The following is a 17,676-nucleotide window of genomic DNA, read 5'->3' on the forward strand; positions in this document are numbered from 1 at the left end:
GAAGATAGGAAAAGATTAATAGTTTTGGGAAAGCTTATTCAGCATTGCCACGGCAGCTCTTTCCGAAGCACCTGTTTTCCCCAGTTTTTCATGAAGTTCATCATAACTGGCTAATATATTTTTACGATGATTTTTATCTTCCAAAATCAATTTTAATTCTTGCCTGATATTGGTGGAAGTACAATAAATTTGAATGAATTCCTTCACTGCTTCTCTGTTTAAAATCAGGTTAACCAACGATGCCCATTGGATTTTAATCAACAGTCTTCCAATTAAATGAAAAATAAAGCCGCCTGCCATTTTGTAGCAAACTATTTGAGGGGTGCGAATTACACCAGCCTCCAACGAAACGGTGCCAGAAGCAAGAATCGCAGCTTTGGCATGTTGCAGCACTTCATACGTTACGCCTTTAAGTAATTTAACATGGTAGCCTTTCAATATTTGATCATAAACAGTCTGATCGATATTGGGAGCTGCAGTTACAACCAATTGATAATCTTTAAAATCCTCAGCAGCTTTTAGCATAATGGGCAGCAAGGTTTTTATTTCTTGCAGCCGACTTCCTGGCAATAAAGCAATAACAGGCTTTTTCTCCAATGCATTCGTTTGTACAAACGAATCAAAATTGACAGGTTTCAGTTTTGATAATATTGCATCTAATACTGGGTTCCCAACATAGTTAACTTCCACTCCCAGGCCTTTGTAAAACTCAGTCTCAAATGGAAGGATGGTGAATAGCTCATCTACAAATGCTCGTATTTTTTTGATGCGGTGTTTTTTCCATGCCCATATTTTAGGGGAGATATAATAGTAAACGCGGATTCCATGCTTTTTGGCAAATTCAGCCATGCGCAAATTAAATCCAGGATAATCTACCAAAACCACCACGTCAGGCTTAAAATTCAGCAAGTCTTCTTCACAGGTTTTGAAATTCTTTTTAATGGTTCTCAAGTTCATCAACACAGGAATAAACCCCATGAAAGCCATTTCCTTGTAATGCTTGGTCAGTTTCATTCCAGCCTGCTCCATCAGGTCTCCTCCAAAACCTTTCAATTCAGCATTGGAGTCTTTTTTGACCAGTTCTTTAATTAGATTGGCAGCATGCAAATCACCTGAGGCTTCGCCTGCAATGAAATAATACTTCATATTATAGTATGCTTGAAATTAGTACCATGAATGCGTAAATAAAAGTGGCCATTAGCACGCCACGAGCTGCCATGTCTTTTTTCTGCTTGAAGTAATACAAAAACAAGATCAGATTTGGAACAACGCATAATGACAATAATTTGAACATCAATTGAAATTGCCACATACTTTGCATATAGTCCCAGAAGCTAACTTCTTTGTACTGTACAATGTAGATTACAAAGAAAATGATGATTGGAAAAATTATTCCGGGGAGAAAACCTTCTCTTATTTTACTTTTATTTTTTGGAGGCTGTTCACTCATTAGAAGTTCCAGTTTTTCATTTGTTGATACGTTTCAAGGCAGGTCATATCGACATTGATTGGTACAACGGATACATATTGATTATCCAGAGCATATAGATCGGTATCTTCAGCATCCGGTTCAAAATTCTTAAAATGACCACTCAGCCAATAATAATCACGCTGGTGGGGATCAGTTCGTTTCTCAAACTCTTCAACCCATTTTCCTTTGGTTTGACGACAAACTTTTATTCCTTTTACGCTTCCTTGTGGAATATTTACATTGAGACAGGTAAAGTGGGGCAAACCTTCTTCTATCACTGTCTGAAAAATTCGCGCCACCAACATTTTAGCTTTCGAAAAATCAGCTTCCGGATCGTAGTCGCAAATAGAAAAGCCGATAGATGGTACACCATGTAAACACCCTTCAATGGCTGCTCCCAATGTTCCTGAATAGATTACACTGATTGATGAATTGGCCCCATGATTGATTCCGGATACCACAAAATCAGGTTGACGATCTGTTAACTGGTTAAAGCCTAATTTTACACAATCAACGGGAGTCCCAGTGCATTTATAGGCTGTGTATCCTTCTTCTTCATGTACTTTAGTTGCCCGCAATGGTTTATCAACGGAGATAGCTCCAGACATGCCAGACATCGGATTCTCCGGTGCAATAACAACCACTTCACCAAAAAGGCGCATCACTTCAACAAGTTCTTTTAACCCTTTGGCATAAATACCATCGTCATTCGAAACTAAAATCAGCGGAGTGTTCTTCATTTTTTACTAATTGAATCACAAATATAAATTAAAGCAAAGGATTCGCCATTCGATTCTAAGTATAAATTAGCATCGTTTTGCAATTCAAACAACTGCGAATACAGGGTTTTCATTTTTTGCTATCGAAAATACTTTTATTATTTTGATTTAATCTAAATAAGAATTAACTTGTGTGACTTTAATGAGTTAGAAGTCCACTTTACACACCAAAAATCAATTTTTCTTGCAGGATTACTGATTACTTACAAGATAATTACTAACTAAAATTGATGGTGTATGAAAAATTTATTCCTATTTGTTGCGCTAATGCTTTTTATCGTTTCAGGTGCTATTGCACAGGAAGAAATGAAAGCAAGTAAGTATGAAAATGCGACCTGGCACGAAGTGGTATTAGTGGATTTTAAACCTGGAAAGATAAAACGTGCCAAAGAAATTATTCAACTTTATGAGAAGGCCGGTCAAGCTGCTGAAACCACCCCACCCAAAATGCTTTGGCTAATGACTGGTGAATACGATATGATGCTTATTTGGACATTGGAAGACGGACCATCCGAATATGAATGGAAATGGTCACCCGATGGTGTTAAATGGTGGAAAGAATTTGTAAAACAGCAAGGTTCAGAAGAAGCAGCCAACAAACTTTCGGAAGAGTATTCGAGCCTGGTATTTAAATCAACCAGTTATCTCGCCCGAAAAGATCTTTAGCATCAATTTCCCTTATCCCTTTATTTTTTAATCCATCGGGTTTCTTTTAGCTCCTCCCAAAACTGAAAGGCTCGATGGATTTCCTCATTTTTCTACTCATTATACCGAAACAACAATCCCTCCTTTTGTTTGTTGATATTTCGTTCAGTTTTTCCATCAAAATTGCTCTTGTTCGAGGAAGTTGGGTGAAATTATAAATAGCTCTAAAAATAGTCCGGATTCAGGATTATTATTAATTTGGCATTCTTTAATTATCGGTAAATTTAATTTAGGATTATGACACCCCGCTTTTTAAAATATATCATCATTTCATTTTGCATACTGGCTTTTTCACAATCGTGGGGACAGGTGATAATTAATGAATTTATGGCATCAAATACCGGATTTGTTAATGATCCTGATTATGACGAATCTGGAGATTGGGTGGAGTTATATAATGTTGGAACTTCTTCGATAAATCTTAACGGTTATAGTATTAGCGATAATATTTCTAATCCACAGAAGTATGTGATTGCGATAGACTATGAGTTAAAGGCAAAAGAATTTGTTGTTATTTGGCTTGATGATTTTGGAACTGGTTTGCATGCAAGTTTTAAACTCTCTGCAGATGGAGAAGAGATTGCATTGTCAGATCCATCCGGAGAAATAGTAGATTCATTAATATACGATTTGCAGCAATCCAATATTTCAATGGGGCGGGTACCAAATGGCACTGGTGAGTGGCGATATTTCAACGAACCCACTCCGGGGACATCAAATGGAAATTCTAGTTTTGAGGGAATCGTAAGAAGTATTCCAGATTTTTCGATTCGTGGCGGTATTTATTCCAGTCCGATTTCTGTGACTTTAGCTAATCGATTTGACGGTTACATCCGATACACCTTGGATGGATCGGAACCAAATAATAATTCTCCAATTTATGAGAATCCGATAAATATTGGCGCGACTACCATTGTAAGGGCCCGAATATTTAAATCGGATAATATTCCGGGTGAAGTAATCACACATTCTTATTTTATTGATTCCGATAGTTCAATTGGGAAACTACCTGTTATTTCAATAGCATCTGCTCCCGAAAATTTTTGGGATCCAACTATCGGTATTTATGCGCAGGATTTCCATCCGGATTGGGAAATACCTATTAATATCGAATTGTTTGAAAATGATGGGAGTGATAGAGCTGGTTTTAATGAGCGCGCCGGAGCCAAAATAAATGGTCTCCATTCATGGCAGCTTCCGCAAAAGATGCTGGGGATTTATTTTGATAAGAGTTATGGCTCTAATAATATAGAGTATCCACTTTTTTTTGATAGAAAGAACCACACGTTCGAGTCTTTCTCTTTAAGGGCTTCCGGAAGTGATTGGGCATATACATTATTTCGCGATGGAATGATCCAGTATTCAACTCAATTAAATATGGATTTGGATATTCAAGGATTTAGGCCCTGTGTGGTTTATATTAACGGGCAATACATGGGAATTCATAATATCCGTTCGAAGGTTAATGAAGAGTTTATAAAAGAGGAAAACGATCTCGTAGTTGATAATATTGATATGATTGAAAACGGTGAAAACGTTGAGGAAGGTAGCTATTATCAATATGACACATTTAAAAGTGTTTACGAAAAAGATTTAAGTAATCAGGCTAACTATGACTTAGTATCTACTCAGATGGATATAGAAAATTTCACCGATTACATAATTAGTGAAATGTATGCCTCAAATAGTTCCGTTGGTCACAATGTAATGGCCTGGAAACCTCAGGGATTTGGGAAATGGAGGTGGTTGTTGTTTGACACTGACCGAGGATTTATTGATGATAACGGTAATTTGTTGGATTTTTTTATTGGGAAAACAGTTTTTCCGTTTCGTAATTTGATGGTAAATTCTTCTTTTTCAGAAAGTTTTAAACTTCGATTTGCCGATCATCTATTTACTACATTTTGTCCACAAAGGATGCATCAGGTAATCGATCAATTTGCATCCAATATTGAAAGTGAGATACCAAAGCATGTTGAAAGATGGGCTGGTACCAGTTCCAATTATGGAGACCCAATAGAGTCGGTTGCCTATTGGAATGGAAAAGTTTCAGAAATGAAGGACTTTGCCAATGTTCGTCCTGGCATCATTTTGGATAATTTATTTGGCAGCGAAAACTTGATTGATTTGTCTGTTGCAGTGCAGCCTGCGAAAGCCGGAGTTGTAAAACTTAACGATTTAATCGTTCCTGAAACCAATTGCTTTGGTAGGTATCCTGTTGGTCGAGAAGTTGCCTTTGAAGCAAATGCAATAAATGGCTATAATTTTATCGGTTGGAAAAGCGGGGATTCTAATAATCTTATTGAGAAGGAAGATACCTGGAAATACAACGATGAAGGAGTGGATTTAGGTGCGAATTGGATTCAACAGGAATATGATGATTCTTCGTGGTCTGAAGGTATGGCTGAATTGGGGTATGGTGATGGAGATGAGAACACAGTGGTTAGTTATACCGGGGATGCAGATCATAAGAATATCACCACTTATTTTCGGAAGGAATTCTCTGTGGAGAATGCTGATGATTATTCCAATCTTACGATTTGGTTGAGGTTCGATGATGGTGCTGTGGTTTATTTGAATGGAGAAGAAACTGTACGTGCAAATATGCCGGGTGGAATAATTGAAGCCGGAACAATGGCTAGCGCAACATTAAGTGGGGCAAGAGAAACCGAATTTTCAGCATTTAGCGTTGATGCTTCTAGGCTTGTAGATGGAACCAATGTAGTTGCAGTGGAAGTGCATCAAGGGTATCCATCAAGTAGTGATATTAGTTTTGATCTCAGTTTATCAGCTACAAAAGTAAATGATGCGATAATTTCGTATGGTAATACTTACAATCTGGCTTTGGAGGATAACACAAATTTAGTTGCTGTTTTTGAGCAAAATGATAATTGTCTGATACCCGAGATAGTCACTGAAGATTTGCATCTATATAAAGATTGTTCTCCCTATTACACCACTGGAGATATTGTCATCCAGCCAGAAGCAACATTAACGATTGATGCAGGTGTGGAAATTTTAATGGAAGATGGGGTGAGTATGTATGTTAATGGAGCAATTGAAAGTAATGGAACACAAACAGAGCCGGTGATTTTCAAATCGAATTTTAATTCACCCATCAAGAAGTGGGGGGCAATTGTTATTGAGAACGCTACAAGTACATCAAAATTAGCGAATACTATTATTGAAGATGCTTCAATTGGCAGTAATCCAACCCGGCAGAATGCTGCAGTTTCCATCTATAATTCAGATGTAAAACTCGATAGTATTATCATTGAAGATGTTTGGGATAATCCGGTTGTCGCAAGGTATTCCAACGTTGAACTGACAGGTTGCTATTTCCATTCAAAGGTGACGGGTGATCTTGTAAATGTGAAGTATGGAGAGGCTGTCATCCGGGATTGTGAGTTTGTTGGGAATGATCAGCCGGATACAGATGGGGTTGATTTGGATGGCAGTATTAGTGCAGAAATAACTGATTGTGTTTTTCAAGGTTTTTATGGTGAAAATTCGGACGCAATAGATATTGGTGAAGGGTCTAAGAATGTATTGATTGATAGTAATTTTATTTACAATATTACCGATAAAGGTGTTTCCGTTGGACAGGAATCAAAAGTAGATGTTCAGAACTCCATAATTGTAAATTGTAATAGTGGAACAGTGGCAAAAGATTCAAGTGTCGTGAAGATTAATAATTGCACGTATTATGGGTGCGGTATTGCTGTTTACGCTTTTGAAAAAAATCCAGGCAAAGCAGGAGGAAATATATGGCTTAAAAACTCAATCTTGTCCAATTCATATCAATACTCGGCTTTTGGCGATAAATATTCTAAAATGAATACCTCATACAGTTTGTCGGATGTAGATACTTTGGAATTAAATCAAAATAATCTTTTTGAAGATCCATTATTCACCGATCCTAATAATTTTGATTTTAGTTTGAGAAGTAATTCTCCTGCAATTGGTTCTGGAACTGATGGTAATATCGGTGCTTTGCAAATTGATGTGGAAGCCCCTCCGATGGTTCAGATTTTTGCGATTAATTATATAGCCAGTATCAATCAGCCTGAATTGTTTGTAATAATTAATTCGGGAACAAAGTCCGTTGATTTGTCAGGCTACAAAATAAGTAAAGGGGTTGAATATTTATTTCCGGATGATATTACGCTGGCTGTTGATGAAAAATTAGTGCTAACCGCCGATAAATCATTCGACATTGTACAAAGTTTTTATGGCCATAAACTTGAGTGGGGCAGTGGAAAACTGGATAACAATGGAGAGAAAATTAATTTGATTGATTCACATGGAATTATCATTGATCAGGTTGATTACGAAGATATTGCTCCATGGCCAATAATAACTGAGGCCGGGCAGGCATTGATTCTTAAAGATGTTACTTTAGGGAATCATCTTGGTCAAAACTGGGAGCTTACATCACTGGATGAATTAATAACTTCGAGCGAAGTGGCTCTGGAAAATCAGCCAAAAGTATATCCAAACCCGACAACGGGGATCTTGTATTTAAGTGGTTTTTCGGAGGAGAGTCATGTTACCATTTATAATCTTTCCGGACTTAAGGTTACAGAAATTGTTGTTGATAGGGGAGGTGAAGCTGTTCTCGATTTGAATGATTTGCCGAAGGGGATATATGTTTTAAGCAGCGGTTCATTTTCAATAAGAATCATTAACATTTAGACCCGTTTATCATGATGCCTGTTTTATTTCCCTTTTAAAATTCATTCCTATATTTGCAACGAAAGCTTTGGTATTATCCTAGTTCTGTACTTCAATTAATTGTGTGAATGAATAGCATTAACGAGAAAGAGATTTTAGTAAAACTAGCTAAAGGAGATCAATTCTCTTTTGGACTGGTTTTTAATATCTATTTCCAACGATTGTATTTATTTGCAAATCAATATTTGAATGATGAAGAATCTTCAAAAGATGTTGTTCAGGACGTATTCTCAATCATCTGGAAGGATAAAAGTAAACTAGCTGAAGTCAATAATTTGTCTTCCTGGTTATACACTTTGACAAAGAATCAGTGTCTTAAAAAGCTTGATCATTTAAAAGTTAAGCAACTTCATGGTGACAATTTGAAATATCGGACTTTGACTGTGCTTCAGTCTTCATTGAACGATTTGGAAACATCTCCTCTTATTTTCGATGAGATAAATACAATTATCAATCAAACGCTTGAGAAACTTCCTCCCCAAAGCAGATTGGTTTTTGAGTTAAGTCGGTTTGAAAATAAGAAGAATCGGGAAATTGCCGATGAATTGAATATCTCACTAAAAGCTGTTGAGGCGCACATTACCAGATCATTAAAAGTTTTTCGCAAAGCATTAAAGAACTATCTACCATTGGTTCTTTTCTTACTACGCTAGTTCCCTGAAAAAAAAAGTAATTTTTCATATAGGGTATTTTAATCTAATCAGTACATATTACTAAACAGCCAAATGTATGGACAAAGAAAAACTACATAGGTTTGCATCAAATTCAATTACGAATAAGGAAGAAATCGAATCTATATTAGATTGGATAGAACAAGATAATGCCAACCAAAAAGAATTTAATGAAATTAAAAACCTGTATTCTTATTCAGGGTTTGCCAATTTTGATGAATTGGCAAAAGATGTTTTTGGGAAGAAAACAAAGCCAGCTAATCAAATTAAAAGGATTCAATTGGCGGTATACAAATACGCGGCAATATTCTTGTTGGCTTTTTTAATTGGTGGTTTTTCCTTCTATCTTATTCAAAATAAACTTGGAAGTAACGGAATTGCGAATAATGAAGTTATTGTTCCTTTTGGCGAAAGTGCAGAAGTTATTTTGGCTGATAATACCCATGTTTGGCTGAATTCAGGAGCAAAATTAGAATATCCTCAAAAATTCAATAAAGATTTACGGGAAGTAAAACTAACCGGGGAAGCTTATTTTGAGGTTACCCATAATGAAAAGAAACCTTTTCACGTACTCACCCCACATCTTTCCATAAATGTTTTGGGAACAAGTTTCAATGTTGAAGCGTTTGAGAAATCTGCTGAAGCTAATGTGACTTTGGTTGAAGGAAAAGTTCGTCTTGAGAACCTAGAGGGGAAAGTGATGGCTGTTTTAAAACCAGATCAAAATGCATTGTATTCAGCCGACAATGATCAGATAAATATCACAAAAGTGAATACCAGTTTTTACACATCATGGAAAGATGGAACCATCTTTTTTAGGGATGAAAAATTGGAATATATAGCACAAAAACTTGAGCGATGGTTTAATGTTGAAATTGTTTTTGATGATGAATCAGTCAGAGATTTGAAGTTTACAGGTGCTATATTGAAAAATAAACCAATAGATCAGATAATGGACATTTTAAAATTTACGTCCAATGTTGATTATTCAATTCAAATAAGAAATGAAAATCCAAACTTAATTATCTTAAAAAAGATGCCTATGTAATAAAAAAAAGACCGGAAAATATTTGCCGTATTTCCCGATCTGTAAAATTTTTAGAATCAAATCTTCGGGTGGAAGATTAGTATTAATCCTAAACAATACAAATTTATGAAAAAATCGTTTAATTGTAGCAACCGGTATCGGTTGTGTAAATTATTGAGAGCTATGCGAATAACCATTTTCCTGCTCTTGCTGAGTCTCATGCAAACTTATGCTGGCTCATCATATGGGCAAAACACAAGATTGAATTTGAAGATGCAAAAAGCATCCCTCGAATCAATCTTCGAGCATATTGAAAATGAGACTGACTATCACTTTTTCTATCGTAGTGAGGAGCTTAGTAAGGATGTGCAGATTGATATAGATATTGACAATGGGACCATTTTTGAAGTGCTGGATGCAGTGTTGCCTAAAGCAAACTTGTCGTACAAGGTATTTGACAAGTATATTGCTGTAAGTGCTTCAAATCAATACTTGACATCATTTGACAAACAAATGGTTCAGCAACAAGCCGTCGCTGGTGTGGTGAAAGGCGAGTCAGGTGAGCCTATTCCCGGAATTACTGTAGTTGTGAAAGGAACATCGGAAGGTACGATCACCGATTTTAATGGAATGTACAGTTTGTCAAATGTTCCTGGAGATGCTGTTTTGGTGTATTCATTTATTGGTATGATTACCCAGGAAGTTGAAGTAGCCGGCCGAAGCGTTATCGATGTGGTGATGCAAGAGGATGTGATCGGTGTTGAGGAAGTTGTGGTTATTGGTTATGGAACCATGCAAAAGAAAAACCTGACTGGTTCTGTTGATCAAATCAATGCGGATTTAATTGAGGATCGTCCGGTTGGAAATACGATGCAGGCGTTACAAGGTGCTTCCGCAAACCTCATTATCCAGCAAAAAAGTATGAACCCGAATGATAATAGCATGAATATTAACATTCGAGGTATCAGTACAATGAATAACAATGATCCGTTGATTGTAATTGATGGAATGATTACGGAAGTGGGTAGTCTGAACAACCTGAATCCAGCAGATATTGAAAATATTTCAGTATTGAAAGATGCAGGTAGTGCTGCTATTTATGGATCTCGTTCTTCAAACGGTGTAATATTGGTTACAACCAAAAAAGGATCAAAAAATAATAAGCCAATTGTACGTTTGAGCACAATGACTGGTTATCAGGATCCGCATGTATTGTTTTCTCCGGTAAAAGGATATGAGAATGCATTGTTGAAAAATCAGGCCTTGATTAATGCCGGATCATCACCCAAATACACACCTTCTGAAATCCGGGATTTCCAGGAAAATGGAGAAGGTCAATGGTTTTTGGATGGAATTTTACAAAGCGCCTTGCAACAAAATTATAATGCAAGCATTTCTGGGGGTAGCGAAAATTCAACCTATATGATTTCTGCTGGGTACTATAACCAGGAGAGTAACTTTGTTGGGGATTTCGGCATTGAACGTTATAACTTCCGTACGAACATGGTTAGCGAGTATGGCAAATTGAAAGTGAGTGCTTTAATGTCATTTAACCGCACCATGCAAAATGCACCGAATGCAGGTACCGGAGTATTGATGGTTGATGGATCAAGGATTCCAAACTATTACAATTACAAATTGAAAGGTGAGAATGGAAAATATTTAATTAATGACGTTCTTTCTCAATTCAACCCACTTGGGCTTTTGGAAGCTGGTGGCTACCAGAAAAAAGATGACGATAATTTCCTGGGAAGTTTAAATCTTGAGATGGAAGTTGCCAATGGTCTTACAGCCAAAGGAATGGTTGGTTTGGATTTGAGTTCAAATCATCGATTTATCAGAAGTTTGGAAGTACCTTATTACTCTAGCGAAACAGCTACAAAGCCTAACTCTTATGCGAATGATGCTAGGAATACTGAAGATTTCAATGAGAAAAGGTACATTTTAAATACTCAATTCTTATTGGATTATAATCGTACGTTTAATAAAGATCACAGTGTTTCTGGATTGCTTGGTGTTTCAAATGAATCTTATACTCGTCAAGCTAATGAGATAAAAATGAAATACACTGATCGTGATTTGGGTCTTCCTGAAACTGAAACTGAAATCGATCCGACAAGTTATAATACGCCAGCACAAACACAAGAAAGAAGTATCTATTCTGTATTTGGAAGGGGAAGTTATAATTATAAAGACAAATACTATGGAGATGTAAGTTTCCGTTATGATGGTTCTTCAAAATTTGCGGAAGGTTATCGTTGGGGATTTTTTCCATCTTTTACTGCTGCATGGAGACTTTCAGAAGAGGACTTTATGGCTGGTTACAAAGATCGTTTTGGTGACCTGAAAATCAGAAGTTCTTATGGTGTATTGGGTAATCAGAATGTTGATGATTACTCATATTTTACGACATATACCGTTTATACAAATTCATACGGATTTAACAACGCTGCCGTATCCGGAACAGGTTTTGATTTTGGAAACAGTTCATTGCAATGGGAACAATCTGCAAACTTTAATATTGGAGCAGATGCTACTTTCTTCAGTAATAAATTCTCAGTTTCGTTAGATTACTTTAACAAGCTTACCTCTCAAATTCTATTGACTCCAGTTGTTCCTTCTGTGTTTGGAGGAGCTGTTGCAAAAGAAAATGCTGGTGACATGAGAAACAGAGGTTGGGAAGCAACCCTGAATTATCATACAAGAACCGGAGATTTTGACCATAGCTTTAGACTGAACCTTGCAGATTCTCAGAATGAGGTTGTTGATTTCGGTGGAAATGAGCAAATCAATTCAAATGACCAGCTGCAGAAGTTGATTCGTGAAGGTGTTGCTTTAGGTTCGTATTATGGATATAAAACGGATGGTTTATTCCAGAGTTATGAAGAAATTGCCAATAGTGCCTTACCAATTGGTGCAACTGTAGAACCTGGAGACGTTAAGTATGTAGATAAAAATGAAGATGGAGTGATTGATGACAAAGACCGCCAGGTTTTAGGAAATGCATTCCCTCGCTATACCTTCGGTTTAAATTATGATTTGACCTGGAAGGGATTCGATTTTAGCATGCTTATTCAAGGAGTTGGAAAACGTGATATGTTCCTGCGTGGTGAATTAGTAGAGCCATTCCATGCCAACTATTCATACGTAATTTATAATCACCAATTGGATTTCTGGACACCGGTTAATCCTGATGCAGAGTGGCCCAGATTATCTGCTCCAGGATCTGCTTCAAACACAAATAACTATCAAAAAAGCTCAGATATCTACCTATTCAATGCATCTTATATCCGTTTGAAAAATATTCAACTGGGGTATACTTTGCCAGGTCAGGTAACATCTAAATTGGGAATTCAAAAACTACGTCTAAGTGTGAGTGCACAAAACTTATTTACTATTTCAAATGTCTCGTTCATCGATCCTGAATCGACTGAGTTTGGAAGTAATATGGGAGGAACAGGAGGTACTGGTGCGAACAGTGGCCGGAACTATCCTACGCTTAAGTACTACGGGTTTGGTTTAGATTTAGAATTTTAAAAATGAATTACATGAAAAAGAAATTTCTAAAATATAGTGCCGGCATTGCAAGTGTAATATTGATACTTTTCACCTCTTGTAATGAGTTGGATCTGGCTCCAACAAATAAATTTACAGAAGCAAACTATTGGACTTCTCCAGAAAAAGCCAATATGGTTTTGAATATGGCCTACAGTCAAATGTATAACGCCAGTTATTTTTTCAAAACAGAAGCTTTAAGCGATAATATCTACGAAGGTAGAGGAGCAAGTGCTGAGAAAATGATTTCTTCTGGACAAGCGGATGCTTCTAATGGACGTTTTCAGGACGAATGGAAAAATAGTTATGAAGGAATAAAAACCTGTCATACTTTCCTTGAAAATGTGGATCGAATTGAAGGTATGGATGAAACGTTAAAGGCAAGAATGATTGCTGAAGCCCGCTTTATTCGCGCTTATTTGTTTTTCAGATTGACTACTTGGTATGGAGACATTCCTTTATTCGAAACAGATTTAACACTTGATGAGACAAAAGTAATTGAAAGAACTCCTCAAGCTGATGTATTGGCTTTTGTAAGAAGTGAGTTAGATGCAATTGTTGATGATCTTCCTACCAATGAAGAATATGCAGACACAGACCTTGGAAGAATCACTTCGGGCGCGGTAATTGCCTTTAAAGCCAGAACATATTTGTATAGCAATGATTGGGCAAATGTCGTTAGCACTTGTGAAAAATTAATTAACTCAGATCAATACGGATCATATAGTTTGTTCCCATCTTACGAAGGTATTTTCTTGCCAGAGAATGAATATAATGAGGAAGTAATTCTTGATCTTGGTTATGTGCCTTCACTTCGTACATGGGGTGAGTATTTCGACTATGCTCCTCTTTCTGTAGGTGCAAGGGTGAACCAAATGTCTCCAACACAAGAGTTGGTTGATGATTATTTGATGATGAACGGACGTCCGATTAGTGACTCAAATTCTGGTTACGACGAAAACGATCCATATAATAATCGTGATCCACGTTTAACAGCTACCGTTGTTTACCACGAGTTCCCATGGAGATTACCTGATGGAACTATTCAGACGATTTACATTCAGCCAGGAACTGCTCCAGACGAGTCAGCTGCTGTTGATGAGTACAAAGGACAAGGAACCAACTCAACAGGAACTGGATACTACATGCGTAAGTATTATGATCCGGAATCTTTGGCATCTTTTACTTCTGGATTGAACTTGATTTTAATTCGTTATGCAGATGTACTGTTGATGTACGCTGAAGCTAAAAATGAGTTAAACGAAATGAATGAAAGCACTTGGGATATGACCATTAAGGCTTTGCGTCAGCGTGCTGGATTTTCTGATGTTAGTGCTTTAAACTTTGATGGTGCATGGAGCAAATCAGACCTTCAAAACATCATTCGTCGTGAACGTCGTGTTGAGTTAGCATTGGAAGGACTTAGAATCTTTGATTTACGTCGTTGGAGAACTGCGGAGGTTGTATTAAATGGCAATCCTCATGGTGCAAAATATGGTGACCCAAGTATCGACAATGGATATATTAAGCTTGACAAGAGATCTTTCAATTCTGAAAGAGATTACTTGTGGGCAGTGCCTCAGTCACAAAAAGACTTAAATCCAAATCTTGGACAAAATCCAAATTATTAGTACACAAGAGTTAAGTAAAAATGAACAAAAAATACAAACATATATCGATTATGAAAACAATGTTAATCAGACTTACTATATTATCTTCTATTCTATTGGCATTTTTCGGATGTGAAGAAGAAGGACTTAGAGATACCCGCGTAACCTCGGTTAAAACGCTATATGAACCAGCGAATAATAAAGCAATTGTTTTACAAACATCTGCATCTGCATCAGTATATTTTGAATGGGAACCTGCAAAAGCTGAAGACAGCGGTATGGTACTTTATGAAGTAGCTTTTGATGTTGAAGGTGGTGATTTTTCTGAGCCAATTTATAAACTGGCTTCTGATAACAATGGTGGATACAACCATGCTACAATTACCCATAAGCAGTTGAATAAAATTGGTGCAATGGCCGGAATTGGTGCTGCTGAAACTGGTAAGCTTATTTGGACTGTATTCTCTTCAAAGGGAATCAATGAATTAGCTGGAGAAGAAGTTCGTACCATGGAAATTACCCGTTTGGCTGGTTTTGCTGAAGTTCCTGTTGATGTATACGTTTCTGGGGCAGCTTCAGAAGGTGGAGCTGATGTAGCTGATGCTTCAATTATGAAAGCAATTGCTCCTGGTGAATTCGAAATTTACACTCAACTTACTGCAGGTGAACCATACTATTTTGTTGATTCAAATTCTGGAACACCAAGACAATTCTACATTGAAAATAACGTGTTAAAAGAAGGTAGTTCTTCTTCTACTGTAGAAACTACAGGTGTTTACCGCATTAATATAGATTTCAATGTTGGTTCAACAGTGCTAACCAAGGTACTTGAGTTCAGGTTGTATTTCAGCCCACTAGGCGAAAATATTTTTACATTGGATTATATTGGCAATGGTATTTTTAAAGCTTCTAATCAACCACTTGAATTTAAACAAGAAGGTTGGGGACGTGACGAGCGTTACAAATTTACAATGCTAATTAGCGATATGGAAGGTAATGAAAGTGTTGAATGGTGGGGTACTTTAAATCAAACAGATGGACGCCCAACCGGAAATGAAGAATATTATTATATGACTGTTGTTCCTGAATCGCAGTGGGATGATAAGTGGAAATTTGATGGAATCATGGATATGGCATATGTTGATGTTACTGCTTCCTTTAATGCTGAAGGACCATACACTCATAATGTTGAGAAAGTAGGAGATCAATAAGAGATTTAATTAATAATAGCATTGAGGCAGGTTTTTCCTGCCTCAATTTGCATTTTAATACGGATGGATAAGATGAAGATTAAGAACTTAATTTTTTTAATAACTGTTCTGTGTATTTTTCAGGCATGTAGTAAAGATGATGGAATTGATAACGGCGGAAACGAAACCGTTGATATTGAAATAAACTGGGAAGCTGCTGCGGACAGTAGTAGCTCATCGTTCATTTATTCATATTGGAATGCAGCAGATAATTATTTCCAATACGATAACAATAGTAATACAGATTTTCATTATTGGCCACAAGCTCATGCCTTGGATGTTACTATCGACGCCTATGAAAGAACCGGTGATAATTTATATTTAACAACAATCAATGATTGGTACGAGGGCGTAAAAGCTAAAAATGGAAACTCATTCTATAATGAGTTTTATGATGATATGGAGTGGAATGCCTTGGCAATGCTTCGTGCATATAACGCAACCAGTCAGGAAAGATATAAAACGGCGGCGATCGACGTTTGGAACGATATAAAAACTGGATGGAATGATCAAGGCGGTGGTGGCATCGCCTGGAGAAAAGCTCAATTGTACAGCAAAAATGCTTGTTCTAACGGGCCTGCGTGTATTCTTGCTGCTCGTTTGTTTCAACAATTTGGTAGTGAAGCCGATAAACAATGGGCGCTCGATATTTACGACTGGGAGAAAGAGTATTTGTTCAATCCTGCAAATGGGGCGGTATATGACAATCTAAATGCACGTACAGGAGAGACGCAAACTGCCTGGATCTTCACCTATAATCAGGGAACATTTCTGGGTTCTGCATTGGAATTATACTATATTACAGGGGAAAAAGGTTACTTAAATGATGCAATAAAGGCTGCTGATTATACTCTCAATAATTTGATAAATAGTAATGATCAGATAATGAAAAGTGAAGGTGATGGAGACGGTGGATTATTTAAAGGGGTGTTTGTGCGTTATTTTACGCAATTGATTCTTCTTCCAGATCTTCCTGAAGCGACAAGGAAACGTTACGTTACCTTTTTGAGACACAATGCCGAAACTTTATGGAAAGAAGGAACTAATAAAAATTTTGTACTGTTTGGTACTTATTGGAAAGCCAAGGCAGGGACATCAACTCAGCTAACAACTCAATCAAGTGGTGCTATGTTAATTGAAGCGGCCGCATTACTTGAAAATGAAAATATTTTTTAATTCTTTCTGGGGTTTTATATCATTCAATCGTGTTGTATATTGCATGCTGTTTTGAGGAGGGAGATATTGCATCGGGTTAAAATATAAAGAGACAGGGCTATTGGCCAAAAAAAATTAGGTAATGAAATATCTTTTCTTAAAATCTTTCTTATTCATAATTGTCTCTTTTAGCTTTTGTTATTTTCCTTATTTTAACTTGTTTAATTTCGAACGTTTTGAAAATGTGAGTACCTCTTTTACTAGTGAAATAACTTATGCCAATGATTGCACATCTAATAGTACTTTAGAATGTGCATTTGTTGTAAAAAAGCAATTACACAAGGAGTATCTCATCGAAAGAATAAATCCGACACCCGGATATATGCAGCATTTGGGGTCAAAAGTTGTTCATACTGTAACTCGTGCAGTACCTTTTGAATTCTCTTTACTTGCCAATAATCTTTTTCATTATTATTTTCGAATCGATAAAGCTGATCATCAGCGGATTCAGTTTGATAAGTCATTCAATTCAATGAATTCGTTGTTTGATGATAGCTTTCGCTGGCAATTCTGTTTCATAAGAAATAATAATAGCGAGTTGCGGGAGGTCTTCGAATTTTCAAATTTCAATAGGAACGAAAGTCTTATAGGAAGTCTGGAGGGTAAATTGGTTGGGATGATTGGTCAGTCGTTCCGGTTTGGGGAGCAAATATGTTGAT

The 17,676-nt window shown here is 36.8% G+C and carries 12 protein-coding genes; 9 read left to right on the forward strand and 3 right to left on the reverse strand.

Annotation, left to right across the window (positions count from 1 at the left end):
* Nucleotides 1–15: 15 nt before the first annotated feature.
* Genes lpxB through surE form a run of 3 tightly spaced genes read right to left on the reverse strand, consistent with a single transcriptional unit; the run spans nucleotide 16 to nucleotide 2,211 of the window.
* Nucleotides 16–1,146, reverse strand: a complete 1,131-nt coding sequence (lpxB, locus tag ACUNWD_RS17365) for a lipid-A-disaccharide synthase (protein ID WP_445589118.1) — start codon at nucleotides 1,144–1,146, stop codon at nucleotides 16–18.
* A gap of 1 nt (nucleotide 1,147) precedes the next feature.
* Nucleotides 1,148–1,450, reverse strand: a complete 303-nt coding sequence (locus ACUNWD_RS17370; RefSeq protein WP_445589119.1) for a hypothetical protein — start codon at nucleotides 1,448–1,450, stop codon at nucleotides 1,148–1,150.
* Complete coding sequence (surE, locus tag ACUNWD_RS17375) at nucleotides 1,450–2,211, reverse strand: 5'/3'-nucleotidase SurE (protein ID WP_445589120.1); 762 nt, start codon at nucleotides 2,209–2,211, stop codon at nucleotides 1,450–1,452. The genes ACUNWD_RS17370 and surE overlap by 1 nt, the downstream gene beginning before the upstream one ends.
* Before the next feature lie 276 nt (nucleotides 2,212–2,487).
* On the opposite strand from surE, the gene ACUNWD_RS17380 reads away from it, so the two are divergent.
* The 9 genes from ACUNWD_RS17380 to ACUNWD_RS17420 all read left to right on the forward strand — a co-directional run bounded on the left by ACUNWD_RS17380 (nucleotide 2,488) and on the right by ACUNWD_RS17420 (nucleotide 17,675).
* Nucleotides 2,488–2,916, forward strand: a complete 429-nt coding sequence (locus ACUNWD_RS17380) for a hypothetical protein (protein ID WP_445589121.1) — start codon at nucleotides 2,488–2,490, stop codon at nucleotides 2,914–2,916.
* A 276-nt stretch (nucleotides 2,917–3,192) separates the two neighbouring features.
* Nucleotides 3,193–7,650, forward strand: a complete 4,458-nt coding sequence (locus tag ACUNWD_RS17385; RefSeq protein ID WP_445589122.1) for a lamin tail domain-containing protein — start codon at nucleotides 3,193–3,195, stop codon at nucleotides 7,648–7,650.
* Between the two features lie 107 nt (nucleotides 7,651–7,757).
* Complete coding sequence (locus ACUNWD_RS17390; protein WP_445589123.1) at nucleotides 7,758–8,342, forward strand: RNA polymerase sigma-70 factor; 585 nt, start codon at nucleotides 7,758–7,760, stop codon at nucleotides 8,340–8,342.
* Between the two features lie 76 nt (nucleotides 8,343–8,418).
* Nucleotides 8,419–9,408 carry a FecR family protein gene (locus ACUNWD_RS17395; protein ID WP_445589124.1) on the forward strand — a complete coding sequence of 330 codons (990 nt, stop codon included), beginning with the start codon at nucleotides 8,419–8,421 and terminating at the stop codon, nucleotides 9,406–9,408.
* A gap of 105 nt (nucleotides 9,409–9,513) precedes the next feature.
* Entirely contained in the window at nucleotides 9,514–12,924 is a 3,411-nt protein-coding gene (locus ACUNWD_RS17400; RefSeq protein ID WP_445589125.1) for a TonB-dependent receptor, read from the forward strand.
* An 11-nt stretch (nucleotides 12,925–12,935) separates the two neighbouring features.
* Nucleotides 12,936–14,573 (forward strand): RagB/SusD family nutrient uptake outer membrane protein, encoded by a 1,638-nt coding sequence (locus ACUNWD_RS17405; protein WP_445589126.1) that lies wholly within the window; start codon nucleotides 12,936–12,938, stop codon nucleotides 14,571–14,573.
* A gap of 50 nt (nucleotides 14,574–14,623) precedes the next feature.
* Complete coding sequence (locus ACUNWD_RS17410; protein WP_445589127.1) at nucleotides 14,624–15,763, forward strand: SusE domain-containing protein; 1,140 nt, start codon at nucleotides 14,624–14,626, stop codon at nucleotides 15,761–15,763.
* Between the two features lie 72 nt (nucleotides 15,764–15,835).
* Nucleotides 15,836–16,978, forward strand: coding sequence for a glycoside hydrolase family 76 protein (locus ACUNWD_RS17415; protein WP_445589128.1), 1,143 nt, complete (start codon nucleotides 15,836–15,838; stop codon nucleotides 16,976–16,978).
* A 121-nt stretch (nucleotides 16,979–17,099) separates the two neighbouring features.
* Nucleotides 17,100–17,675 carry a hypothetical protein gene (locus ACUNWD_RS17420; RefSeq protein ID WP_445589129.1) on the forward strand — a complete coding sequence of 192 codons (576 nt, stop codon included), beginning with the start codon at nucleotides 17,100–17,102 and terminating at the stop codon, nucleotides 17,673–17,675.
* Nucleotide 17,676: the final 1 nt, after the last annotated feature.

The organism is Sunxiuqinia sp. A32, assembly GCF_052690465.1.

Bases quoted from the DNA above. Each gene is read 5' to 3' on its own strand.
- ACUNWD_RS17415 (WP_445589128.1), top strand. From the start codon at position 15,836: ATGAAGATTAAGAACTTAATTTTTTTAATAACTGTTCTGTGTATTTTT.
- ACUNWD_RS17395 (WP_445589124.1), top strand. From the start codon at position 8,419: ATGGACAAAGAAAAACTACATAGGTTTGCATCAAATTCAATTACGAAT.
- surE (WP_445589120.1), bottom strand. From the start codon at position 2,211: ATGAAGAACACTCCGCTGATTTTAGTTTCGAATGACGATGGTATTTAT.
- ACUNWD_RS17405 (WP_445589126.1), top strand. From the start codon at position 12,936: ATGAAAAAGAAATTTCTAAAATATAGTGCCGGCATTGCAAGTGTAATA.
- ACUNWD_RS17400 (WP_445589125.1), top strand. From the start codon at position 9,514: ATGAAAAAATCGTTTAATTGTAGCAACCGGTATCGGTTGTGTAAATTA.
- ACUNWD_RS17390 (WP_445589123.1), top strand. From the start codon at position 7,758: ATGAATAGCATTAACGAGAAAGAGATTTTAGTAAAACTAGCTAAAGGA.
- ACUNWD_RS17420 (WP_445589129.1), top strand. From the start codon at position 17,100: ATGAAATATCTTTTCTTAAAATCTTTCTTATTCATAATTGTCTCTTTT.
- ACUNWD_RS17385 (WP_445589122.1), top strand. From the start codon at position 3,193: ATGACACCCCGCTTTTTAAAATATATCATCATTTCATTTTGCATACTG.
- lpxB (WP_445589118.1), bottom strand. From the start codon at position 1,146: ATGAAGTATTATTTCATTGCAGGCGAAGCCTCAGGTGATTTGCATGCT.
- ACUNWD_RS17410 (WP_445589127.1), top strand. From the start codon at position 14,624: ATGAAAACAATGTTAATCAGACTTACTATATTATCTTCTATTCTATTG.
- ACUNWD_RS17370 (WP_445589119.1), bottom strand. From the start codon at position 1,450: ATGAGTGAACAGCCTCCAAAAAATAAAAGTAAAATAAGAGAAGGTTTT.
- ACUNWD_RS17380 (WP_445589121.1), top strand. From the start codon at position 2,488: ATGAAAAATTTATTCCTATTTGTTGCGCTAATGCTTTTTATCGTTTCA.